This window comes from Microbispora sp. GKU 823 (assembly GCF_002027145.1).
Classification (GTDB): domain Bacteria; phylum Actinomycetota; class Actinomycetes; order Streptosporangiales; family Streptosporangiaceae; genus Microbispora; species Microbispora siamensis.
Genome location: NZ_MWJN01000065.1, coordinates 33,551 through 52,068 on the forward strand (window position 1 = coordinate 33,551; position 18,518 = coordinate 52,068).

Sequence of the window (18,518 nt, forward strand, 5' to 3'; positions counted from 1 at the left end):
GAGGGTCAAACGGGCTGGTGGCCCGAATTCACGCAGCACAACAGCACGCATGGTGCTCACTCCGTTCAATCGGCGACGCACGGTCCCGTGGACCGGCGGTGAAGTCATGCGCCTTTCTTGATCGCCTCGGCGAAGGCGGCGAGACCGTCGGCGAGATGCTCGATGTCGGACGGTTCCCAGCCCTCCATGAGGGCGGCGACGGCGGCCGTCCGGGCCTTCCAGAGCCGGCGGATGGCGAGCTTGCCCTCCCGTGTGACACTCACCAGCTTCGCCCGGGCGTCGGCTGGGTCAGGCTGCCGCTCGATGAACCCGCGCGACTCCAGGCGCTTCGCGGGGGGCGAGAGCGTGGACTTGTCCACCTCCATCTGCTCGGCCAGCACCGACAACCGCACCGGCGCGTGCAGGGAGATCTGCGCGAGCAGCGTGTAGTCCCCCAGCGACAGCTCCAGCCCGGAGGCCGCCATGATCCGTCGCCGCGTCGCCGGGGCGAACATCCAGTTGCCCACCGTGGCCAGCGCCGCCGCCACACGATCGGTGGCCTCCCGCAGCCGGTCGTCCCCGTTCCCCGGCGTACCTTCCATCCCGCACCCTTACCTGATTGGTTGGTTGGCTAAAACCAACTATATAGCAAGGCGCGACGGTCCATGCGCCGCCTTCGCCGTGGACTGCGGTGGCGAGTGATCGCCTTGTCGCGCTCGACGGCCCGGCCGAGCACGTCCGAAGCGAGGGTCTCCATGCGGAGCGGTCAGTCCCTGATCAGGAGGCCCTGGAAGGTGACGTCGCCTTCGTCGCCGTCCCATCGGTAGGCGAGCCCTTCGCCGGTCTGGATCAGGGTGATCCTGCCCGCGGCGCACTTGTCCAGCCGGAAGACGAGTGCGGTGCCGGAGCTGCGCGTCAGCGTCAGGCTTCCCCGGCATGAGCTGTTGGTGTCCTTCCAGCTTCCGGTCCGCCTGCCCGGCTCCAGCACGATCTGGACGTCGGTCTCGCTGGTTCCCACGAACTGGTCGGGCACGAGATGGCCTCCCCAGGTGCCGGCGAACGCGGCCGGAACCGTCCCGCCCGGCGTGGTCGACGGCACAGGAGTCGCCTTAGGAGTCGCTGTGGCGTCCCCCGCGGCGTCGTCCGTCGTGACGCTGTCGTCCTGCCCCGCGTCGGCGTCGTCCTGGGTCGCACCGGTGTCGTCCTGGCTCGCGCCGCCGTCGTCCACGACGGCTTCCCCAGGCGTGGCGTCGGCGGGCGGCGCCGGTGAGCCGGCGGTCTGCGAGACGGTCGTCGTCGTGGCGGCGCGCGGCGAGGTGGCGGTCGTGCCGTCGGACAGCAGGCGCGGCCCCAGCAGAGCGGCGGTGACCGACACCGCGGCCACGGCGGCCACCAACCCGGCGACGATCCCGGCGCGGGAAGCCTGCCGACGGCCGCCCGCCCCGGTCGTCTCCGGGCCCGACGGGATCGTCCCGGCCGGACCGGGAGCCGGGAAGCTCGGGAGAATCGCGGTCGTCCCGCCCTGCCGTACACCTTCCGGCCTGGTGGTCGCCGCGGCCGCGCCCGCCTGCAGCGGGTCGGGGGTGGACCCGACGAGTTCCAGCAGCAGGTCGCGGGAGGCCGGCCGGCGCGCCGGATCCTTGGCGAGGCATCGTTCGACCACCCCGCGCAGCGATCGGGGCAGTGCCGAGGCGTCGGGCTCGGCGGTCAGGATCCGGTGCATGACGGCGGGGACGCTGGCGGCCCCGAAGGCCGGGCGGCCCGTGGCGGCGAAGACGATCGTGGCTCCCCAGGCGAACACGTCGGAGGCGGGCGTGGCCGGATCCCCCGCGATCTGCTCGGGAGCCAGGTAGGCCGGGGTGCCGACCGGGCCCGCAGTGATCGTGTCGCTCGCGCTGTGCCTGGCGATGCCGAAGTCCACCACCCGGGGGCCGTCCGGACCCAGCAGCACGTTGGCCGGCTTGAAGTCCCGGTGCACGATCCCGGCCCCGTGAATGGCCGTCAGCGCCGTGGCCGTGCCGACCGCGAGGCGCTCCAACTCGCCGCCCCGCAGCGGGCCGCCGGAGTCGACCCGCTGCTGCAGGGACGGCCCGTCGATGAACTCGCTCACCACGTACGGCATGCGCCCATCGACCACCGCGGTCAGCACCCGGGCGGTGCAGAAGGGCGCGACTCCGCGCATCGCGTCGAGCTCGCGGACCAGCCGCTCCTTCACGGACGAGTCGAGCCCCGACTTGAGCACCTTGACCGCGACCGGTTCACCGTGGGGCGACCGGCCGAGGAACACCACCCCCTGCCCGCCCTCGCCGAGCCGTCCGTTCAGTGTGAACTCACCCAGTACGCGTGGGTCGTCGGGCTCCAGGGGGGTGACCATGGCACCGAACCCTAGCGTCGCGGTACGCCGCACAGGAGCCGGACGCCGCCGGCCGTAAGCCGGGAGGTCGAGCACGGTGGCGGACGCGTTTGTCGGACCCGTTCGGCACGATGGCCGCATGACTGAAGCGCCCCCGATCGACGCGATCGCCGACGAGACCGCCTACGCCGAGGCGGTCCAGCTGGCGGCCGACGCGGCCGCGGCCTACTACGGCGACGGCACCTCCTCACTGGACGATGACGCCTACGACAGGCTCGTCCGTGGCATCGCCGCCTACGAGAAGGCCCACCCCGACCACGTGCTGGAGGCCTCGCCGACGGGCAAGGTCGCCGGAGTCGTGGGTGATGTCCCGCACACCGTTCCCATGCTCAGCTTGGACAACGTGTTCGGACCTGAGGAGCTGGCCGGCTGGACCGCCTCGCTGGAACGCCGGCTCGGCCGCCCGGTAACGGCATGGTCGGTGGAGCCGAAGCTGGACGGGCTGGCTATCGCCGCCCGCTACCGTGACGGCCGCCTCGTCCAGTTGGTCACCCGCGGCGACGGGAGTGCGGGCGAGGACGTCTCACACGCGATCGGTACGATCGTCGGCCTGCCCGGGCGGCTGGCCGACCCGGTCACCGTGGAGCTGCGTGGCGAGGTGATGATGACCGCCCGGCAGTTCGAGGAGGCGTGTGCGAAACGGCAGGCGCATGACGGGACCACGTTCGCGAACCCGCGCAGCGCCGCCGCGGGCACGCTGAGGGCGCAGGACCGGCCGTACGTGTGCGAGCTGACGTTCTTCGGGTACGGCGCGTTGCCGCTGCCCGATGACACCTCCGACCTCGCGACGCGGCTGCGGGAGTGGCCGCACAGCCGGGTGATGGACTGGGTTGCCGGGCAGGGTGTGCAGACCACGGCCGGGACCGCGGTCGCCGGGATCGTCGCGACGAGTGTGGAGCAGGTGCAGCAGCGGGTCGAGGAGATCGCGGCCGCGCGGCCGGAGCTGCCGTTCGGGATCGACGGCATCGTCATCAAGGCGGATGACGCGGCGGACCAGGCGCAGGCCGGGTTCGGCTCGCGGGCGCCGCGGTGGGCGATCGCGTACAAGCTGCCGGCCGTGCAGAAGATCACGAAGCTGCTCCGGGTGGAGTGGAACACCGGCCGGACCGGTGTGATCGCCCCGCGGGCGGTTCTGGAGCCGGTGGAGCTGGACGGCTCCGTCGTGACGTACGCGACGTTGCACAACCCCTCCGACATCAAGCGCCGTGGTCTGATGCTGGGGGACAGCGTCGTCGTCTACAAGGCCGGAGACGTGATCCCACGGGTGGAGTCCCCGGTGGTGCACCTGCGCACCGGCGACGAGCAGCCCATCGTGTTCCCGGAGGTGTGCCCGACCTGCGGCGTGAGATCGACACGTCGCAGGAGCGGTGGAGGTGCGTGCGAGGCCGCACCTGCCGCGCGATCGCCTCGATCCGGTACGCGGTCGGCCGCGACCAGTTGGACGTGGAAGGACTGGCCGACAACCGCATCCAGCAGATGCTGGACGCCGGGTTGATCGCCGACTTCGGCGACCTGTTCTTCCTCACCCGCGAGCAGCTACTGGGCCTGGAGCGGATGGGGGAGGTGTCCACCGGCAACCTCCTGACCGCCATCGACAGGGCCAGGACCAGACCGCTGAGCCGGGTGTTCTGCGCGCTTGGGGTCAGGGGGACGGGACGCTCGATGAGCCGCCGCATCGCCCGGCACTTCGGCAGCATGGAGGCCATCCGTGCGGCCGACGCGGAGGAGTTTCAGAAGGTGGACGGCATCGGCCCGGAGAAGGCGCCCGTGATCGTCGCCGAGCTGGCCGAGCTGAGCGACCTCGTCGACAAGCTCGTCCGCGCCGGGGTGAACATGGTCGAGCCCGGCGTGGCAGCGGTGGCCGGTGACGAGGGCGGCACGACCACCCCGGCGCCGGGCGGAGACGAACCGGGGGCTCTGCCACTGACCGGGATGACGGTCGTGGTCACGGGCGCGATGAGCGGGCGGTTGGCGGCGTTGTCCCGCAACCAGATGAACGAGCTCATCGAGCAGGCTGGAGGCCGGGCGTCGTCCAGCGTTTCGGTGAAGACCTCGTTGGTCGTCGCGGGAGAGAACGCGGGGTCCAAGCGGGCGAAGGCCGAATCCCTCGGCGTGCGGATCGTCTCCCCGGAGGAGTTCGCCGAGATGGTCGCGCAGCTTCTGCCGGGCAGGCGGTGACCCGGCTCATGCGGGGCGCGGTCAGGTGGCCTCACCCAACTGTTCGGCCAGCCGCTCCAGGCCGCCCCTGATGAGCCGCCCGTACTCGTCGTCGCCGAGCGCGCCGATCGTGGCCCGCGCCCGCTGGAGGTGCTCACGGGCGCGGCCGAGATCGCCCAGCTTGCGATAGCACTCACTCAGGTTCAGGTGCAACGACGGATACAAGCCGGCCACTGAAAGTGGCACGCCGGCTTGGGCCACCCGCTCATCGGTGACGAGATCGGCGGCGGCAAGCGCCCGCAGATCCCACATCAGCTCCTGGTGCACGCCGTCCTGCACGTCGGCCATCGAGTGGGCAAGGACGCAGACATGCAGCGGGTCGCCTTGCTCGCCGCCGATGTCGTCCCAGATCTGCGCGAACAAGTCGCGAGCGGCTTCACGCTGACCTTGGTGGTGATGCAACTCCACCCCTTGGCCGATCCGGGTCATCGTTGGGTCGGTGGTCATGAGCATCTCCTGCACCGTCGCGGGCGATGGCGTCAGCCTACTTGCCTGACGTGCCTCAACGACCTTCACGATGCTGACCAGCTAGTTCGGCACGACCGCTCATGGCGATGGTCACACGGTGCGGAGGAAGGCTTCGAGTATGCCGTTGAAGACGTCCGGGCGCTCCATGTTGGGGTAGTGGGCGGTCCCGTCGATCGAGATCGCGCGGCCGTTGGCGACGGTGCTGCTGAGACGTTCGGCCATGCCTATGTGGTCGGGGGAGTCGATGGCCCCGTTGACGGCCAGCACGGGAACGTCGATCTTGGCGACGCGCTCCCAGGTGTCGCGTACGGGGACGAGCGGGCCGGCCTCTCCGGCGGTGGCTTGGACATGGTGGCCCTGGCCATCCGGCGCAGGCGGCCGGTGATGCCGGGGTCGACATCGTCGAGGCCGCGGTGCGGGCCCGCGGCGAAGAGCATGAACGTTTCGATCGAGGCCTCCAGGTCGCCGGCCGCCATGGCCGAGTGCCACGTGGCCAGGACCTGGGTGGTCCAGGGATCGGTGAAGTAGGGCTCGCTGGTGCCGGCGCCGCTGACGACCACGGCGCTGACCAGTTCCGGGTGCTCCAGTGCGGTGTCGACCGCGGTGCTCGCGCCCATGGAGACTCCCACCAGGACCGCGGGTCCGGTGTCCAGGTGGCGCAGCAGCGCGGCGAGGTCGTCGGTGAGCCGGTACGGCTCGGTGGGGTTGGCGGAGCGGCCGTGGCCGCGGGCGTCGGGCGCGATGACGCGGTGGTGCGCGGCGAGGACCCTGATCTGGTCATCCCACATGGTGTGGTCCAGGAAGCCGCCGTGCAGCAGGACGAGGGGCGGGCCCGTGCCGGTGTCGAGCCAGTACATACCGTTCATGACAACCAGCGTGTCCTTGTGTGCCAAGAATCCGCCTGACCCAGGAGGGCCGGACCGCCATCACAGCCGTGGTCGACCGCGAGCGCGAGGTGTTCCGCCAGGTCGGCGGCGACCTGTCGGGTGACGAGGTCGACGCCTGCATCCGGGTCCTCTCACACCTGCTGCAGTCCCTTGACAACGTCGAGATCGAATGAGCCGGCCCGGATCACGGTCCGGGACGGCATGCGCCGTCTGTGCGCATCCTGACCAGCGGGAAGGCCGGCTTTCCTGGATACACAGGCACCAGCGGCGGCGAGGCTCTACCGGCTCCTCGGCCTCGGCTTGAAGTAGTGCGCGATCATGTAGGCGGTGACCTGCGCGCCGATCTTCGCGCCCTGCACGTCCGCGGTGCGGGTGTGGATACCACCCCAGATGCGGGCCTCGACGACCTCGGCGAGCGCATGGGAGAAACCGCGGAAATACCTGGTGGTGCCCGAGTCGGCGCTGTAGCCGCTGAAGGGGATGTCGTCCCGGCCGAAGAAGTGCCGCAACGCCGACATGCTCGCCGCCGTGAAACAGGTGTGCCCGGACGTGTAGTCGGGGTGCGGCGGCGTGACGAGCAACGGTGTCCATTCGGGGTCGGCGGCCGTCGCCGGGTTGCCGTCCGTGTCGGCCAGCCGGATCGCGGTCACCGGCCGCCAGAAGTTCCATGCCGCCTTCTCGTTGTAGCAGGCGATCGTGGCGTCGGCCTCGGCCAGGTCGACCATGGCGAACATCCGCGCAGTCTGAAGAGTGTTCAGGCGCTGCCGCGTCGCGAGCTGACGCTTGATCTCCCATTCGGCCAGATGCCGGTCGTGCCACCAGATCGCGGCCTGCGTCTGGTCGGCCGTCCTGACCGTGCTGGTCGCCGAGCCGACCGTCTTGACCTCGTTGAAGTCCCGGGCGTACTGGCGGCTGGTGAGCGCCGGCGGGCCGGACGTACGGAAGATGGACGCGCTGGGGATGAGGAACGGCTTGAGGTGACCGACCCATGCCCCGTCCGAGGCGAACGTGGGCGGCGTCGGCCGCCACTGACCAGGGCGGGTGCCCACGGGCCAGGTCTGGTCACCGAACGCCCCGTCGTTCCGCCGCGCTGCGATCATCGCATCGGCCGCCTGAGCGCCCACGGTGATTCCACGCTGTTTCGCCGTGCCGTCGGGTATCGCGCCCAGCGACTCGTCGTACTCGGTCTTCAACCTCGCCTGCTGGTCGGGGAACAGCGCTTGCAACACCAGGTAGCCCGCGGTCGCGACGGCCGCGTCCGTCGATTCGGTGCCGTCGGCGGCCGGTGCGGCCAGGTACGGCTGGTAGGGAGCGCCGGCGATCGCGTTCACCGCGTCGTAGACCGCTCCGTGCACCATCGCGAAGCTGCGTGCCTGGACCTGCGGCTGCTGACGGGCGATGTCCCAAATCGCGGTCTCGGCGTTACGGTCCCAGACGATGACGGCGTTGGCGGAGGAGCCCGAATCCCGCGCGTACGCGGGGGGCGACCCGAGCGTGATCGGGGACCCGGCGGCGATGACCCCGGCGACGGCCGCCCAGACGACCGCGGGTCGCAGAGTGGCCGGCCGACATGCAGCAAATAGGCTCAACATGAACGCAAACTACTATGCGGCTAAAAAACGTTACAGTGGCCGACCATTCTGGGGATATTCGCCATGCAGATTCGGCGATTTCCGGCACGGCCGATATGACCGCTCTGCCACCTCCGCGGGCAGCCGGTGCCCGCAGGCGCGCCGTCAGTGCTTCTTCAACAGAAGCTCGGTGTTGCGGTCACCGGGCAGGCCCGCCAGCCCGCTCCGCATTCCGGGGGAGTTGAACGAGAGCTCCCGGTAGAGCGCGGCCAGGCCATTTTGGGACAGATCGGTGAAGTCGGTGCGGTGCGGCGCCGCCGACTCCACCAGCGTGGTGAACAGGGACAGCGTCCCATCGTGATTGTCGGCCAGTTCGACGACCCTCGCCAGCTGCGGGTAGTCGACGTGGGAGGCGGTGGAGATCTCCCAGAAGCCGCCATGAGGGACGATCTTGTTGAGGTGGGAGTGGCCGTTGATCCACGCGGCCACATTGCCGTGCTTCCTCAGCACTGCCAGCAACTCCTGCCCGCCGTGGCGCTTCTCGTGCGGGCGGGCCGGATTGGGGGCGAGGTTGGTCATGGCCCAGCTCGGGTGATGACTGAAGATCAGCGCGGTGTCGTCGGCGTGGGTCTTCAGGGTCCGCTCCAGCCAGGCCAGCTGCCGGGTGCCGACCGATCCGCGGTAGTCGCCGCCGCGGTCGGTGGTGTCCAGGCTGATGCCGACGACCCCGTCGGCGATCCGGAAGGAGTAGTCCAGCCGGCCGCTGTCGAGATTGTCCCGCGTGTAGCCGTGGCCGACGGGTCCCGAGCCGGTGTACGCCGGGTCGAGGTGAGCGGCGATGTAGGCGTGCGGGCTCAGCGGGGCGCGGCGCTCGTCGGCGGTGACCGTGCGGGCCTTGCCCCTGTAGTGCTTCCACGCGGCACGGAAGTGGGCGCCCGTGGGGTCTCCCCGGCGCAGTGCCCGGTAGACGGCACCGGCCTCGGAGGCGGGCAGGGCGTACAGCTTGCGCGAGCCGGTGGCCAGGTCGGCGAAGAAACCGCCGGCCGCGGAATAGGCGCCGCCGAAGAGCTGGTCGTGATTGCCGATGGTGGAATACCACGGTACGGCCAGGCCGGGGCTGCTCACCTCGCGGATGGCCGCCTCCAGGAAGCCGTCCAGGTGGGGGAACCCTACCCGCTTGTCGACGTCGCGCATGCCGGAATCGGGCTGCCAGTAGAGGCCCAGGCCCGAGTTCTGCACGCCCTCGTACGCGCCGGGGTCGCCGGTGTTGGGGGTGAAGCGGCCGCCGGTCATGGCGGTGAGGAACCACTCCAGTTCGATCCGGGAGTTGTTGTCGGTGTTGTCACCGGTGGTCATGACGAAGCCGATCGGCGCCCGGGTGGCCGGGCCGTACCGCAGGGCGTTGACCTGTTCGATCAATGAGACGGCGCCGACGGCGGTCAACGCCTCCTGCGGGCGCCAGGAGCCCATGTCTCCGGCGCGCAGGAACTCGTAGCGCTGCGGGTTCTGCACGTCGGTGATGTGCAGGTCGGTGAACTGGACGAAGCAGGCCAGCGCTGTGCGTCGTTCGGCCCTGCCCTTCTTGGCCTCGGCCAGTTCGGTGCGTGTCACCCGCCGCCAGCCAGGGCCGTCGGACAGCCTGCGGTATCCGCCGGTGCCGTGCGGTCCGGCGACGGTGTGGACCGTCGTCATGGGCGTCGTGGTCGAGGGCGTCACGGCCGAGGAGGCGGCCGGGGTGGAGGAAAGCGCGATCTCCAGCGCGACGCCCGTCGTGGTCATTCCGGAGGCGAGGAGGAAGGCGCGGCGGCTGAGGGCGGGACCCATGATGCTCCCAGTGGTGGCGTCGAGGGATGCGTCCACTGGGAATGTTTGACAGCGGGAATGACTCCCGGCCTAACACGGCTGAAACGCTGTCCAGCCATATATGGCCTAGAAATAGCCGTAGGTGATATGGACACCTGGGGGCAGCGGGCCGGAAGCCTGCCGCTTTCCCCTTGTTCAAAAGAGCGCGGTCTCGAGTTCGCGAGCGGATCGATCCACGCTCACCGTGCTCGGTCAGCCACGTGGCGCGTACATGATGATCAGGACGCCGGCCAGGCAGACGAGCGCACCGACGACGTCCCAGCGGTCGGGCCGGAACCCGTCGACGAGCATGCCCCAGGCCAGGGATCCGGCGACGAAGACACCACCGTAGGCGGCCAGGATGCGGCCGAAGTTCGCGTCCGGCTGGAGCGTGGCGACCAGTCCGTACAGGCCGAGCGCGATCACGCCGCCGCCGATCCACAGCAGGCCACGCTGCTCTCGTACGCCTTGCCAGACCAGCCACGCTCCGCCGATCTCGGCGAGGGCGGCCAGGACGAAAAGCAGCAGGGAACGGATGACTGTCATGGCCGGTGGTACGGGTCGTCCTGGGTGGGGGAGCAGCACGGGCCGGCGCACCCGTCGGACGAGGCGGACGAAGTGAGCGCGGGAGCGGCGCAGCAGGCGTCGCCGTGCCAGGCTTCGCGGCCTTCCTTGACCGCCACGGCGGCGATGACCAGGGCGGCGATCGGGTCGGCCCAGGACCAGCCGAAGGCACTGTTGAGGGCGAGCCCGGCGAGCAGCACCGCCGACAGATAGGTGCACAGCAGGGTCTGCTTGGAGTCGGCGACCGCCGAGGCGGAGCCGAGCTCGCGGCCGGCGCGGCGCTGGGCGTACGACAGCAACGGCATGATCACCAGTGAGAGGGCGGCCAGGATCAGGCCGGGAGTGGAGTGCTCGGCCTCACCGGCGCCGAGCAGGGCGCGTACGGCGTCGACGGTGACGTAGGCGGCCAGCGCGAAGAAGGAGATCGCGATGATCCTCAGCGCGGTCTTCTCCCGCGCCTGGTGGTCGGTCGCGGAGAACTGCCAGGCCACCGCGGTGGCGGAGGCGACCTCTACGACGGAGTCCAGGCCGAATCCGACCAGTGCGGCCGAGGAGGCGAGGGTGCCGGCGGTGACGGCGACGACGGCCTCGATGACGTTGTAGGTGATGGTCGCGGCCACCAGCAGCCGGATGCGCCGCCGGAGCATGTCGCGGCGGGCCGAGGCCGGGCCGAGCGAGATCGAGGTCATCGGCAACAGCCTTTCTCGTCCGCGTCCACGCACGTCCGGTCGGCGGCAACCGCGATCACCGCGGTGCGCAGGTCGTCCAGCGCGTGGCCGAGCCGCTCGTCGGCCAGCTCATAGCGGGTACGGCGGCCGACGGGCACGGCCACGACCAGGCCGCAGTCACGCAGGCAGGCCAGGTGGTTGCTCAGACGGGTGCGGGAGATCTCAAGCAGGTCGGCCAGGTCGGCCGGGTGGGCCGGAGCCTCACGAAGCGCGATCAGGATGCGGCAGCGGATCGGGTCGGCCAGGGCACGGCCGAACCGGGCGAGCACGTCGATGTCGGAGGCGATGGTGTCCACGGCTCGATGGTACAGAGAATCCTGAATTCAGGAACTCTTGAATCATAGGCTGCCGCCCTGTGCCGCCCCTGTGCCGCCCCTGTGCCGCGCGAGCCGCGGTGACGGGCCTTCGTGCGGGAGATGTGGGAGACGAGGCGGGTGGCGTCAGTCGCCGTCCGCGCTGTGGGTGGACGCGACGAGTTCGGGCCGGTGGGTGAGGGCGGTCAGCAGGGTGCGGCGTTGCCGGTCGCTGAGGTCGGCGATGTGCTCTTTGGCGCCCACCCCGGTGGTGGTGATCAGGTCGCGCACGGTGGCGGGGGTGGCTCCGGGCAGGGCGCGCAGGATCCGCCGGATCGGGGTGTGCTGGGTGACCGGGTCGGTGCGCCGGAAGACCTCGGCCAGGCTGAGCCGCCCCGAGCGGACCGCATGGCTGAGTTCGTCCCTGCTCAGCGGAGGCGGTGCCGCGCGCCGCTCCGCCGCCTGAGTCGCCGGGCCGTCTGCCGGTGGGGTCCGCTCGGCCGGGCGAGCGGAGGCCGGGGCTGCCGCCGGCGGGGGCGGGAACGATGGGGCTCGGCGAGCGCCGGGGCGGTGCGGGGAGCGTGGTGAGGCGCTTGTCCTGCCCGGTCTGGTGACCTCTGTCGGCGTGGGGTGGGGGCCGGCAGCGTGGCCATGCCGGCGGCGTCGCGAGGGGCGGTGAGCAGGCGTGGCGGCTCTTCCTCTTCGCCGAGAGTGTGGGCGGTGGCCAGCAGGAGCCCGGCTCCGGCGGCCGTGGTGGCGGCGATGGCGATGTGCCGCCGCGACAGCCGTCCGCCTTGCTGTCTGCTCGCGGCGAGTTTCATCCCGACGACGGCGGTCCTGCACAGCACGCCCATCACCATGGCCAGCAGGATCGGCACCAGGTGGTCGGGCAGGGGGCTGAAGGTCGCGATCGCCACGCCGACGGCCGGGCTGAGGCAGGCCACGACCAGCCAGGGCAGCAGGCGCTGCCTGGCGATGTCGAGCAGCGCCGCCAGCGCGAGGCCCTCGCTGGCCGAGTGCACGACCAGCGCGATGATGACCACGACGGAGGCGGTCAGGGCCAGGGCGGCGCCTTCCACGGCGCGGTGCAAGGTGAGTGCGGCGGCGGCGCCCATGCCGCCGAACACCGCGGCGTCGATTCCTCGTTTGACCCGGCGGTGCAGCCCGGGAGCGTGCAGGGCGGCGCGGGGTGGTTCGTCGTCCGGGCACGCGCAGCCGCGGCGGGTGAAGTAGGTGATGACCGCGAAGCCGAAGCCGGCGGACAACGCGAGCACCCAGGCGGGGACGCCGGCCTCGTGGGCCTCTTCCCACGCGTCCGGTGCCAGGTCGACCAGCGCCGTGACCAGCATCATCGCAGAGGCGATGACCAGCCACAGGCTCATCCGCGCGGAGTTGCGGCGGGCCAGGAACGCACCGATCAGGGTGGAGGCGCACACCAGCAGCACCGCCCCCATCACCTCCTGCCGGGGCGGTGCGAGGTCCAGCACCGGCCGTACGGCCCACACCAGCGCCAATGGCGGCATGCGCGACTACCTCCTGAACGGGAGAGGGAACCAACGGATGACCGGGTCGGGGGAGGGGTGCGGCGTGTCGGGTGGTCGGTGGCGCGGCTCAGCCGGGAGCGGCCTCGCCCGCCGACCGCCGGTCTGCGGCGCTGCCGCCGGGGTCGCACAGCTCGTCGAGCAGCGTGTGGAGCCGCTCCAACTGCGCGTCGACCGTGTCCTTGAGGCCGCTGCCGAAGGTGGCGATGAAGGTGTGCAGGCTGTGGACCTGACTTTCCAAGGCCTGACGCGAGACGGCCTGGTCATGCGGGGCGGCCGCGGTGCTTTCCAGCTGCTCGGCTCTGATGCGGGCCTGGGCCACCAGGGCGTCTGCTTCCCGGCGTGCCGCGGCCAGTGTCTGGTCGGCGGCCTGACCGGCCACCTCGACGATGCGGGCCAGACTGTCGCCGACGGCGGCCGGCACGTGCCGCGACTCATCGCCGGGGCCGTCCGCGAGGCAGGCGATGCGGGCCCGCAGAGCCTCGTTGTCCCGCAGCACGCTGATCAGGGTCGCTTCCACCAGCCCGAGGAACCGGTCGACCTCGGCCAGGTCGTAGCCCTCCCGTAGCCGCACCACGGTGAACACCTGGTTGCGGATGTCGGCGGGCGTCAGCAGACCCGCCGCCCCGCGTGGGTCCAGGTGCCCCGGCCTCGGCGATTGGGGGTCCAGGATCACCACGCCGTGGCCCTGCCCGTTCACCTGCCTGTGCTCGTGGCCGTCATGCCCGTGCCCATGGTCGTGCCCGTGCTCGTGTCCGGCGCCCATGCTCGCCTCGCCCCCCTCGGCCTAGGCGTGGTGAGAGGAGTGGCAGGAGCCGCCTTCGTGCGTGTGGTCGTGCCGCCCGGGGTGCTGCTCGGTGTCCGGGCCGGGGCGGCAGGCGTCGGTTCCGGTGCAGGAGGACACGGCGCGGTCGGGGGTGGGGGCGGATGCCATGGGCTACCTCCGGGATGAGGGCCGATCTACGATTCTTACTCTCAGTAGTTATCCAATTACCTCATGCTTACACATGTGAGCAACCAGGCAACTGTCGATCGCCGCTCTCCCGAGGCGATGCCGACCAGCCGCGTTCTGTACGCCACGAGCGCGCCGGGACCAGCGTGGATGGGCGGCGAGGCGCACTCGCCGCCCATCCCCTGGACCTAGCGCAGGAGCTGCTTCATCCTGGTGATCTCCGCCGACTGGCTGGAGACGATGGAGGCGGCCATCTGCTTGGCCGGCTCATAGACGCCGGCCGCCTGCTCCTGCTCGGCCATGGCGACGGCGCCTTCGTGGTGCTGGATCATCATCGTCAGGAACGCCTTGTCGAAGGCGACGCCCTTGAGACCTTCGAGCTTCTTCATGTCCTGGGCGGACATCATCCCCGGCATGCCGTGGTCCATCGGCATGGTGCGCCCGCGGGGCACCGGTACGCCCCAGCTTGTGAGCCAGCCGCTCATCGTCCGGATCTCGGGATCCTGAGCCGCTTCGATCTTCTTGGCCAGCTCCTTGACCTGGCTGCCGGCGGCATGGTCTTCGGCCAGCTCCGCCATCTCCACCGCCTGTCGGTGATGGGGGATCATCATCTGGGCGAACATGACGTCCTCGTCGTTGTGGTCGGCTACCGGGCTCGTCGCCGGGGCCGGTGTCGCCGGCATGGCCGACGTGGTGGTCATGGCGGGCACGGTGTGGTCGCCGGTATCGGTGGAGCCGCAGGCGGTGCTCAGCAGGCCGGCCGCCGCGAGAACGGCCGCAGGAATGACGATGCGCTTCATGAACGAACACCCTCCGTGTTCATCGAGGTGAAAAGGAGCCGGCGCTCGACGGTCAGGGCAGACCGCCGAGTGCGGCTTCTACACCCGGATCACGCAGAGTTGGGCGAGGGTCGGTCCTCGGGGACGGGCGGTGGGCCCGCGCGCAGCCTCAGGAGGAGGGGTCGCTTCGACATCGGCACGGCCCAGCCGAGCACCGTCACGACGGCGACGAGCGTGAGGCCCACTCCGGCCAGCAGGAAGGCGAGGCAGACCTGACCGCCCGAGTGGCCATCGTGGGAGGAGCCGTGCCCGTCCTGACGGTGGCTGTCGAGCGACATGGGCATGCCGGTGCCGGCGGCGTGCCCGAGCTCCATGGCGAGAACGCTCGGAACGGGCGCCGGGCCAGGTGAGGGCTGAATCCCGTGCATGGTGAGCAGCCCGCACATGACGGCGGCAACCAGCAGCAGCCCGCCCAAGGGGGCGAGCCTGCGAACCGCGTTGCCAGTCGTCACCGACGTCACACTATCGGCCGTCGCCGCCGGTCCCTGTGCCTGGTTCCCGTGTCTGTTCCCTGCGCCCGGCGATGTGGTCGTCGCGTGCATCGTGCGCGCACGGTGCGGAGACGATGTGCCCGCTCCGCGGTCTCGCGACCATCCGGGTCCCCGGCCTGGAGCGGATTGACACCCCCCGGGGGTATGTTATCGTCACTCGCGACAGGTACCCCGTGGGGGTAAAGGCGTAAGGAGGACTGGCATGTGCACGGCATGTGCGTGCGGCACGGAATCGGCTCGGACCGCGGCGACCGCTGAGGCGGGCACGGCGGACGGCAAGGTCTATTCGGTGAGCGGGATGACCTGCGGCCACTGCGTCTCCTCGGTGTCCGGGGAGATCGGCAAGGTCGGCGGCGTGACCGGGGTGGTCGTCGACCTGCCGGCCGGCGCGGTCACCGTCAGCGGCTCGGGTTTCACCGACGAGGAGATCCGCGCCGCGGTGGAACAGGCCGGCTACGCGCTGGCGAGCCGGTCCTAGGAGACCGGGTCCCCGAAGAAGGCGGTGGGCGTGCACTGGCATGCACGCCCACCTGCGGGGCCGGTCCGATTCGGCATCACACCCAACCCCCTACCGCATCCTCCCATCGCGGGGCGGATGCGAAGAACAGGAGTGCGGCATGAACGCCGTCAATCCGCGCAGGTGGCGGGCGCTGATCGTGCTCGCCGCGGCGCAGTTCATGGTCATCATGGACACCTCGATCATCGGGGTCGCCCTGCCCGACATCCAGCGCGACCTGGGATTCTCCCCGGACGCGCTGCAGTGGGTCTTCAACGCCTACGTCATCGCCTTCGGCGGCCTGCTGCTGCTCGGCGGACGCCTGTCCGACCTGTTCGGCGCCCGCAGGATCTTCACCGCCGGCTGGCTCATCCTGATCGCCGGGTCGGCCGTGGCCGCCGCGGCGAGCAGCCCGTGGATGGAGATCCTCGGCCGTGGTGTCCAGGGCGTCGGCGGCGCGCTCATCGCCCCGGCCTCGATGACCCTGCTCATGATGCTCTTCTCGCACGATTCGCGGGAGCTCGGCAGGGCCATGGCCCTGTACGGCGCCGCGGCCCCGGCCGGTGGCACCGCCGGGGTGTTCCTCGGCGGAGTCATCACCGAGTATCTGAGCTGGCCATGGGTCTTCATCGTCTACATCCCCATCGGCATCGCCACCCTGCTGGCCGTGCCCCCGCTTCTGCCCGCGGTGGCCGGCAGGCGGGGCTCCGTGGACGTGCTCGGCGGCGTCGCCGTCACCGCCGGGATAGCCCTGGCCGTGTTCGCCATCGTGCGGGCGCCGGAACAGGGCTGGGGCTCCGCCGCCACGTTGCTGGAACTGGCAGGGGCGGTCGTGCTGCTCGCGCTGTTCCTGTTCGTGCAGCGCGTGATCCGGGAGCCGCTCATGCCGCTGGGGATCTGGCGCACCCCCGGGGTGGCCGTCGCCAACCTGGCGATGGCGCTGCTGGGCGCGGCGTGGATCCCGATGTGGTACTTCCTCAACCTCTACCTGCAGCAGGTCCTCGGCTACAGCGCCTTCCCCAGCGGAGCGGCCCTGCTTCCCATGACGATCGCGATCATGATCTTCATGATCGGGATCACCGCCCGGCTGCTCGGCAGGTTCGGCGCCAAGCCGCTGATCGTCATCGGGCTCGCCGTGCTGGCCGCGGGGGTGGCCGGGCTGTCCCTGGTCCGGCCGGACGGGACCTTCGTCGCCGACGTGCTGCCCGCCTCGCTGGTCGCGGCGGTGGGGATGTCCCTGGCCTACATCCCCGCGATGATGTCGGCGATGTCCGGTGCGCGGCCCGAGGAGAGCGGGCTGGCCTCGGGCATCGTCAACACCACCTACCAGATCGGCTCGGCGCTCGGCCTGGCCGTGATGACCGCGCTCGCCACGAGCGGGGGAGCGGCCGCGGCGGACGGCCCGGCGGCGCTCACCGACGGCTTCCAGGCGGCCTTCGCCGGCGCGGCGGTCGTGGCGGCGGCCGGCGCCGTACTCACCCTGCTGTTCATGCGGAGGCCCGCATCGGCAGCGCCCGCCGAGACGGACGCCCAGGCAATGCGGGTGTAGCTCCCACCGAGCGGGCCCGCCCCTCTGTGGCGGTGGGCCCGCGAAATACCCTAGGGGGGTAGGGTGTTCAATAGAGACAGCGAACCTCAGAGCAAGGTGGGGAGATGGCCGGATACACGGGGACGAAGGAAGACCACCTCAGGCGGCTGCGCCGGATCGAGGGGCAGGTCCGCGGACTGCAGCGGATGGTCGAGGAGGACAAGTACTGCATCGACATCCTCACCCAGGTCTCGGCCGCCAACAGGGCGCTCCAGGCGTTCGCCCTGGAACTGCTGGACGAGCACATGGCGCACTGTGTCGCCGAGGCCATCGCCAAGGGCGGCACCGAGGCCGACCTCAAGATCAAGGAAGCCTCCGACGCCGTCGCCCGTCTCGTCCGTTCCTGATCGATCTCACGAAGGAGAAGCGTCATGACCACAGCCACCTACACCGTCACCGGCATGACCTGCGGCCACTGCGTCAGCTCGGTCAAGGAGGAAGTCGGCGAGGTTCCCGGAGTCACCGGTGTCGAGGTCGATCTGGCCACCGGGCTGATGACGGTCGAAAGCGACAGCCCCCTCGACACGGCCCGGATCAGGGCCGCCGTCGAGGAGGCCGGATACGAAGTGGCGGACAAGCGATGAACACTCCGGCCCGGCTGGGCGCCTATGTCCTCGGCCTCGCCGTGGTCTTCGCGGGAGCGTTCGGCGTCGGCGGCGCGGTCGGCGCGACCGGACCGGCGCCCGCGAAGAACGGACACGGGGGCCACGCGACCCCCTCACCGGCCGCGCAGAAGACGGAACACGTACCGGGAGGACTCCAGGTGTCCCAGAATGGCTACACCCTCACCCCGCAGACCACGACCATCACCCCCGGGACGGAGACCGGCTTCCGGTTCACCGTGAACGGCCCCGACGGCCGCCCGGTGACCGCCTACGAGACCCGGCACGACAAAAAGCTGCACCTCATCGTGGTCAGCCGGGACGCGACCGTCTTCCGGCACCTGCATCCCGAGCTGTCCGGCGAGGGGATCTGGTCGGTGCCGCTGACGCTGCCCGACGCCGGCGCCTACCGGATCTTCGCCGACTTCGCCCCCCAGGGCGGGGAAGGGCTGACCCTCGGCGCCGACCTGTACGCCGCCGGCGACTACGCGCCCCGGCCGCTCCCGGCGCCCAGCCGTACGGTGACGGTCGACGGATACACGGTCCGGCTCGACGGCACCCTCACTCCGGGTGCCGCGAGCAGGCTCACCGCCGAGATCAGCAGGGACGGCAAGCCCGTCACCGACCTGCAGCCCTACCTCGGGGCCTACGGGCATCTGGTCGCGCTGCGCGTGGGCGACCTCGCCTACCTGCACGTCCACCCCGACGGCGCTCCGGGTGACGGCGTCACCCCCGCCGGCCCCGGCATCACCTTCTACGCCGAGGTTCCCAGCGGCGGCGACTACCGGCTCTTCCTCGACTTCCAGCACGACGGAACCGTGCACACCGCCGCGTTCACCGTACGGGTGGAGCAGCCGTCCGGGGCGGTTCCCACCGCCACGGCGGACCACGGTGCCGACCACTCCCACTCCGGACACTGACACCGGGCATGACGCGGGAAGGAGAGACGATGGCCCCCATCACCGGTGACCGGCCGACCGGCGTGGTCGAGCTTTCGATAGGCGGCATGACCTGCGCGTCGTGTGCGAACCGGATCGAGCGCAAGCT

The 18,518-nt window shown here is 70.8% G+C and carries 24 protein-coding genes; 8 read left to right on the forward strand and 16 right to left on the reverse strand.

Annotated elements, in window-relative coordinates:
• Positions 1-104: 104 nt before the first annotated feature.
• Together B1L11_RS28775 and B1L11_RS28780 are read right to left on the reverse strand one after the other, a co-directional pair.
• Positions 105-581 (reverse strand): MarR family winged helix-turn-helix transcriptional regulator, encoded by a 477-nt coding sequence (locus B1L11_RS28775; RefSeq protein ID WP_079318035.1) that lies wholly within the window; start codon positions 579-581, stop codon positions 105-107.
• A gap of 164 nt (positions 582-745) precedes the next feature.
• Positions 746-2,353, reverse strand: coding sequence for a serine/threonine-protein kinase (locus B1L11_RS28780; protein WP_179155366.1), 1,608 nt, complete (start codon positions 2,351-2,353; stop codon positions 746-748).
• A 118-nt stretch (positions 2,354-2,471) separates the two neighbouring features.
• Between B1L11_RS28780 and ligA the strand changes: the two genes are divergently transcribed.
• Entirely contained in the window at positions 2,472-3,887 is a 1,416-nt protein-coding gene (gene ligA, locus B1L11_RS28785; RefSeq protein ID WP_256862980.1) for an NAD-dependent DNA ligase LigA, read from the forward strand.
• Complete coding sequence (locus tag B1L11_RS52200) at positions 3,836-4,570, forward strand: helix-hairpin-helix domain-containing protein (protein WP_256862981.1); 735 nt, start codon at positions 3,836-3,838, stop codon at positions 4,568-4,570. Before ligA ends, B1L11_RS52200 begins: the two co-directional genes overlap by 52 nt.
• A 21-nt stretch (positions 4,571-4,591) precedes the next feature.
• Here B1L11_RS52200 and B1L11_RS28790 read toward each other — a convergent pair whose 3' ends face one another.
• The 3 genes from B1L11_RS28790 to B1L11_RS28795 all read right to left on the reverse strand — a co-directional run bounded on the left by B1L11_RS28790 (position 4,592) and on the right by B1L11_RS28795 (position 5,943).
• A complete protein-coding gene (locus B1L11_RS28790) occupies positions 4,592-5,056 on the reverse strand; it encodes a hypothetical protein (RefSeq protein ID WP_079318092.1) in 465 nt (154 codons plus the stop codon).
• Positions 5,057-5,167: 111 nt separating this feature from the next.
• Positions 5,168-5,299, reverse strand: coding sequence for an alpha/beta fold hydrolase (locus B1L11_RS52205; protein ID WP_256862982.1), 132 nt, complete (start codon positions 5,297-5,299; stop codon positions 5,168-5,170).
• Between the two features lie 2 nt (positions 5,300-5,301).
• A complete protein-coding gene (locus B1L11_RS28795) occupies positions 5,302-5,943 on the reverse strand; it encodes an alpha/beta fold hydrolase (RefSeq protein WP_256862983.1) in 642 nt (213 codons plus the stop codon).
• 20 nt (positions 5,944-5,963) lie between these two features.
• Between B1L11_RS28795 and B1L11_RS47205 the strand changes: the two genes are divergently transcribed.
• Positions 5,964-6,137, forward strand: coding sequence for a hypothetical protein (locus B1L11_RS47205; protein ID WP_179155367.1), 174 nt, complete (start codon positions 5,964-5,966; stop codon positions 6,135-6,137).
• A gap of 105 nt (positions 6,138-6,242) precedes the next feature.
• On the opposite strand, the gene B1L11_RS28800 is transcribed toward B1L11_RS47205, so the two are convergent.
• The 11 genes from B1L11_RS28800 to B1L11_RS28850 all read right to left on the reverse strand — a co-directional run bounded on the left by B1L11_RS28800 (position 6,243) and on the right by B1L11_RS28850 (position 14,746).
• The gene (locus B1L11_RS28800; RefSeq protein ID WP_079318038.1) at positions 6,243-7,556 is read right to left on the reverse strand and encodes a vanadium-dependent haloperoxidase; all 1,314 of its coding nucleotides are present in this window, start codon (positions 7,554-7,556) and stop codon (positions 6,243-6,245) included.
• 144 nt (positions 7,557-7,700) lie between these two features.
• Positions 7,701-9,359, reverse strand: a complete 1,659-nt coding sequence (locus B1L11_RS28805; RefSeq protein WP_079318040.1) for a TIGR03767 family metallophosphoesterase — start codon at positions 9,357-9,359, stop codon at positions 7,701-7,703.
• Positions 9,360-9,590: 231 nt separating this feature from the next.
• Entirely contained in the window at positions 9,591-9,923 is a 333-nt protein-coding gene (locus B1L11_RS28810) for a YnfA family protein (RefSeq protein WP_079318042.1), read from the reverse strand.
• Positions 9,920-10,630: a cation transporter gene (locus tag B1L11_RS28815; protein ID WP_079318044.1), complete on the reverse strand. Its 711-nt coding sequence runs from the start codon at positions 10,628-10,630 to the stop codon at positions 9,920-9,922. The genes B1L11_RS28810 and B1L11_RS28815 overlap by 4 nt, the downstream gene beginning before the upstream one ends.
• Entirely contained in the window at positions 10,627-10,965 is a 339-nt protein-coding gene (locus tag B1L11_RS28820; RefSeq protein ID WP_079318057.1) for a helix-turn-helix transcriptional regulator, read from the reverse strand. The genes B1L11_RS28815 and B1L11_RS28820 overlap by 4 nt, the downstream gene beginning before the upstream one ends.
• 144 nt (positions 10,966-11,109) lie before the next feature.
• Positions 11,110-11,253, reverse strand: a complete 144-nt coding sequence (locus tag B1L11_RS47210; RefSeq protein WP_179155368.1) for a hypothetical protein — start codon at positions 11,251-11,253, stop codon at positions 11,110-11,112.
• A gap of 137 nt (positions 11,254-11,390) precedes the next feature.
• Complete coding sequence (locus B1L11_RS28830; RefSeq protein ID WP_143737619.1) at positions 11,391-12,485, reverse strand: hypothetical protein; 1,095 nt, start codon at positions 12,483-12,485, stop codon at positions 11,391-11,393.
• An 88-nt stretch (positions 12,486-12,573) separates the two neighbouring features.
• Positions 12,574-13,269: a DivIVA domain-containing protein gene (locus B1L11_RS28840; RefSeq protein WP_079318070.1), complete on the reverse strand. Its 696-nt coding sequence runs from the start codon at positions 13,267-13,269 to the stop codon at positions 12,574-12,576.
• A gap of 21 nt (positions 13,270-13,290) precedes the next feature.
• The gene (locus tag B1L11_RS47215) at positions 13,291-13,437 is read right to left on the reverse strand and encodes a hypothetical protein (RefSeq protein ID WP_179155369.1); all 147 of its coding nucleotides are present in this window, start codon (positions 13,435-13,437) and stop codon (positions 13,291-13,293) included.
• A 206-nt stretch (positions 13,438-13,643) separates the two neighbouring features.
• On the reverse strand, positions 13,644-14,255 hold the full coding sequence (locus tag B1L11_RS28845) for a DUF305 domain-containing protein (protein ID WP_079318072.1): 612 nt from the start codon (positions 14,253-14,255) through the stop codon (positions 13,644-13,646).
• An 89-nt stretch (positions 14,256-14,344) separates the two neighbouring features.
• Positions 14,345-14,746 carry a DUF6153 family protein gene (locus B1L11_RS28850; RefSeq protein ID WP_143737620.1) on the reverse strand — a complete coding sequence of 134 codons (402 nt, stop codon included), beginning with the start codon at positions 14,744-14,746 and terminating at the stop codon, positions 14,345-14,347.
• 241 nt (positions 14,747-14,987) lie between these two features.
• On the opposite strand from B1L11_RS28850, the gene B1L11_RS28855 reads away from it, so the two are divergent.
• From B1L11_RS28855 to B1L11_RS28875, 5 genes are all read left to right on the forward strand, one after another.
• A complete protein-coding gene (locus B1L11_RS28855; RefSeq protein ID WP_079318076.1) occupies positions 14,988-15,263 on the forward strand; it encodes a heavy-metal-associated domain-containing protein in 276 nt (91 codons plus the stop codon).
• A 139-nt stretch (positions 15,264-15,402) separates the two neighbouring features.
• Positions 15,403-16,830 carry an MFS transporter gene (locus B1L11_RS28860; RefSeq protein WP_079318078.1) on the forward strand — a complete coding sequence of 476 codons (1,428 nt, stop codon included), beginning with the start codon at positions 15,403-15,405 and terminating at the stop codon, positions 16,828-16,830.
• 104 nt (positions 16,831-16,934) lie between these two features.
• Positions 16,935-17,216 carry a metal-sensitive transcriptional regulator gene (locus B1L11_RS28865; protein ID WP_079318080.1) on the forward strand — a complete coding sequence of 94 codons (282 nt, stop codon included), beginning with the start codon at positions 16,935-16,937 and terminating at the stop codon, positions 17,214-17,216.
• A 24-nt stretch (positions 17,217-17,240) separates the two neighbouring features.
• Entirely contained in the window at positions 17,241-17,453 is a 213-nt protein-coding gene (locus B1L11_RS28870) for a heavy-metal-associated domain-containing protein (protein ID WP_079318082.1), read from the forward strand.
• A complete protein-coding gene (locus tag B1L11_RS28875; protein ID WP_079318084.1) occupies positions 17,450-18,391 on the forward strand; it encodes a hypothetical protein in 942 nt (313 codons plus the stop codon). Before B1L11_RS28870 ends, B1L11_RS28875 begins: the two co-directional genes overlap by 4 nt.
• Positions 18,392-18,518: the final 127 nt, after the last annotated feature.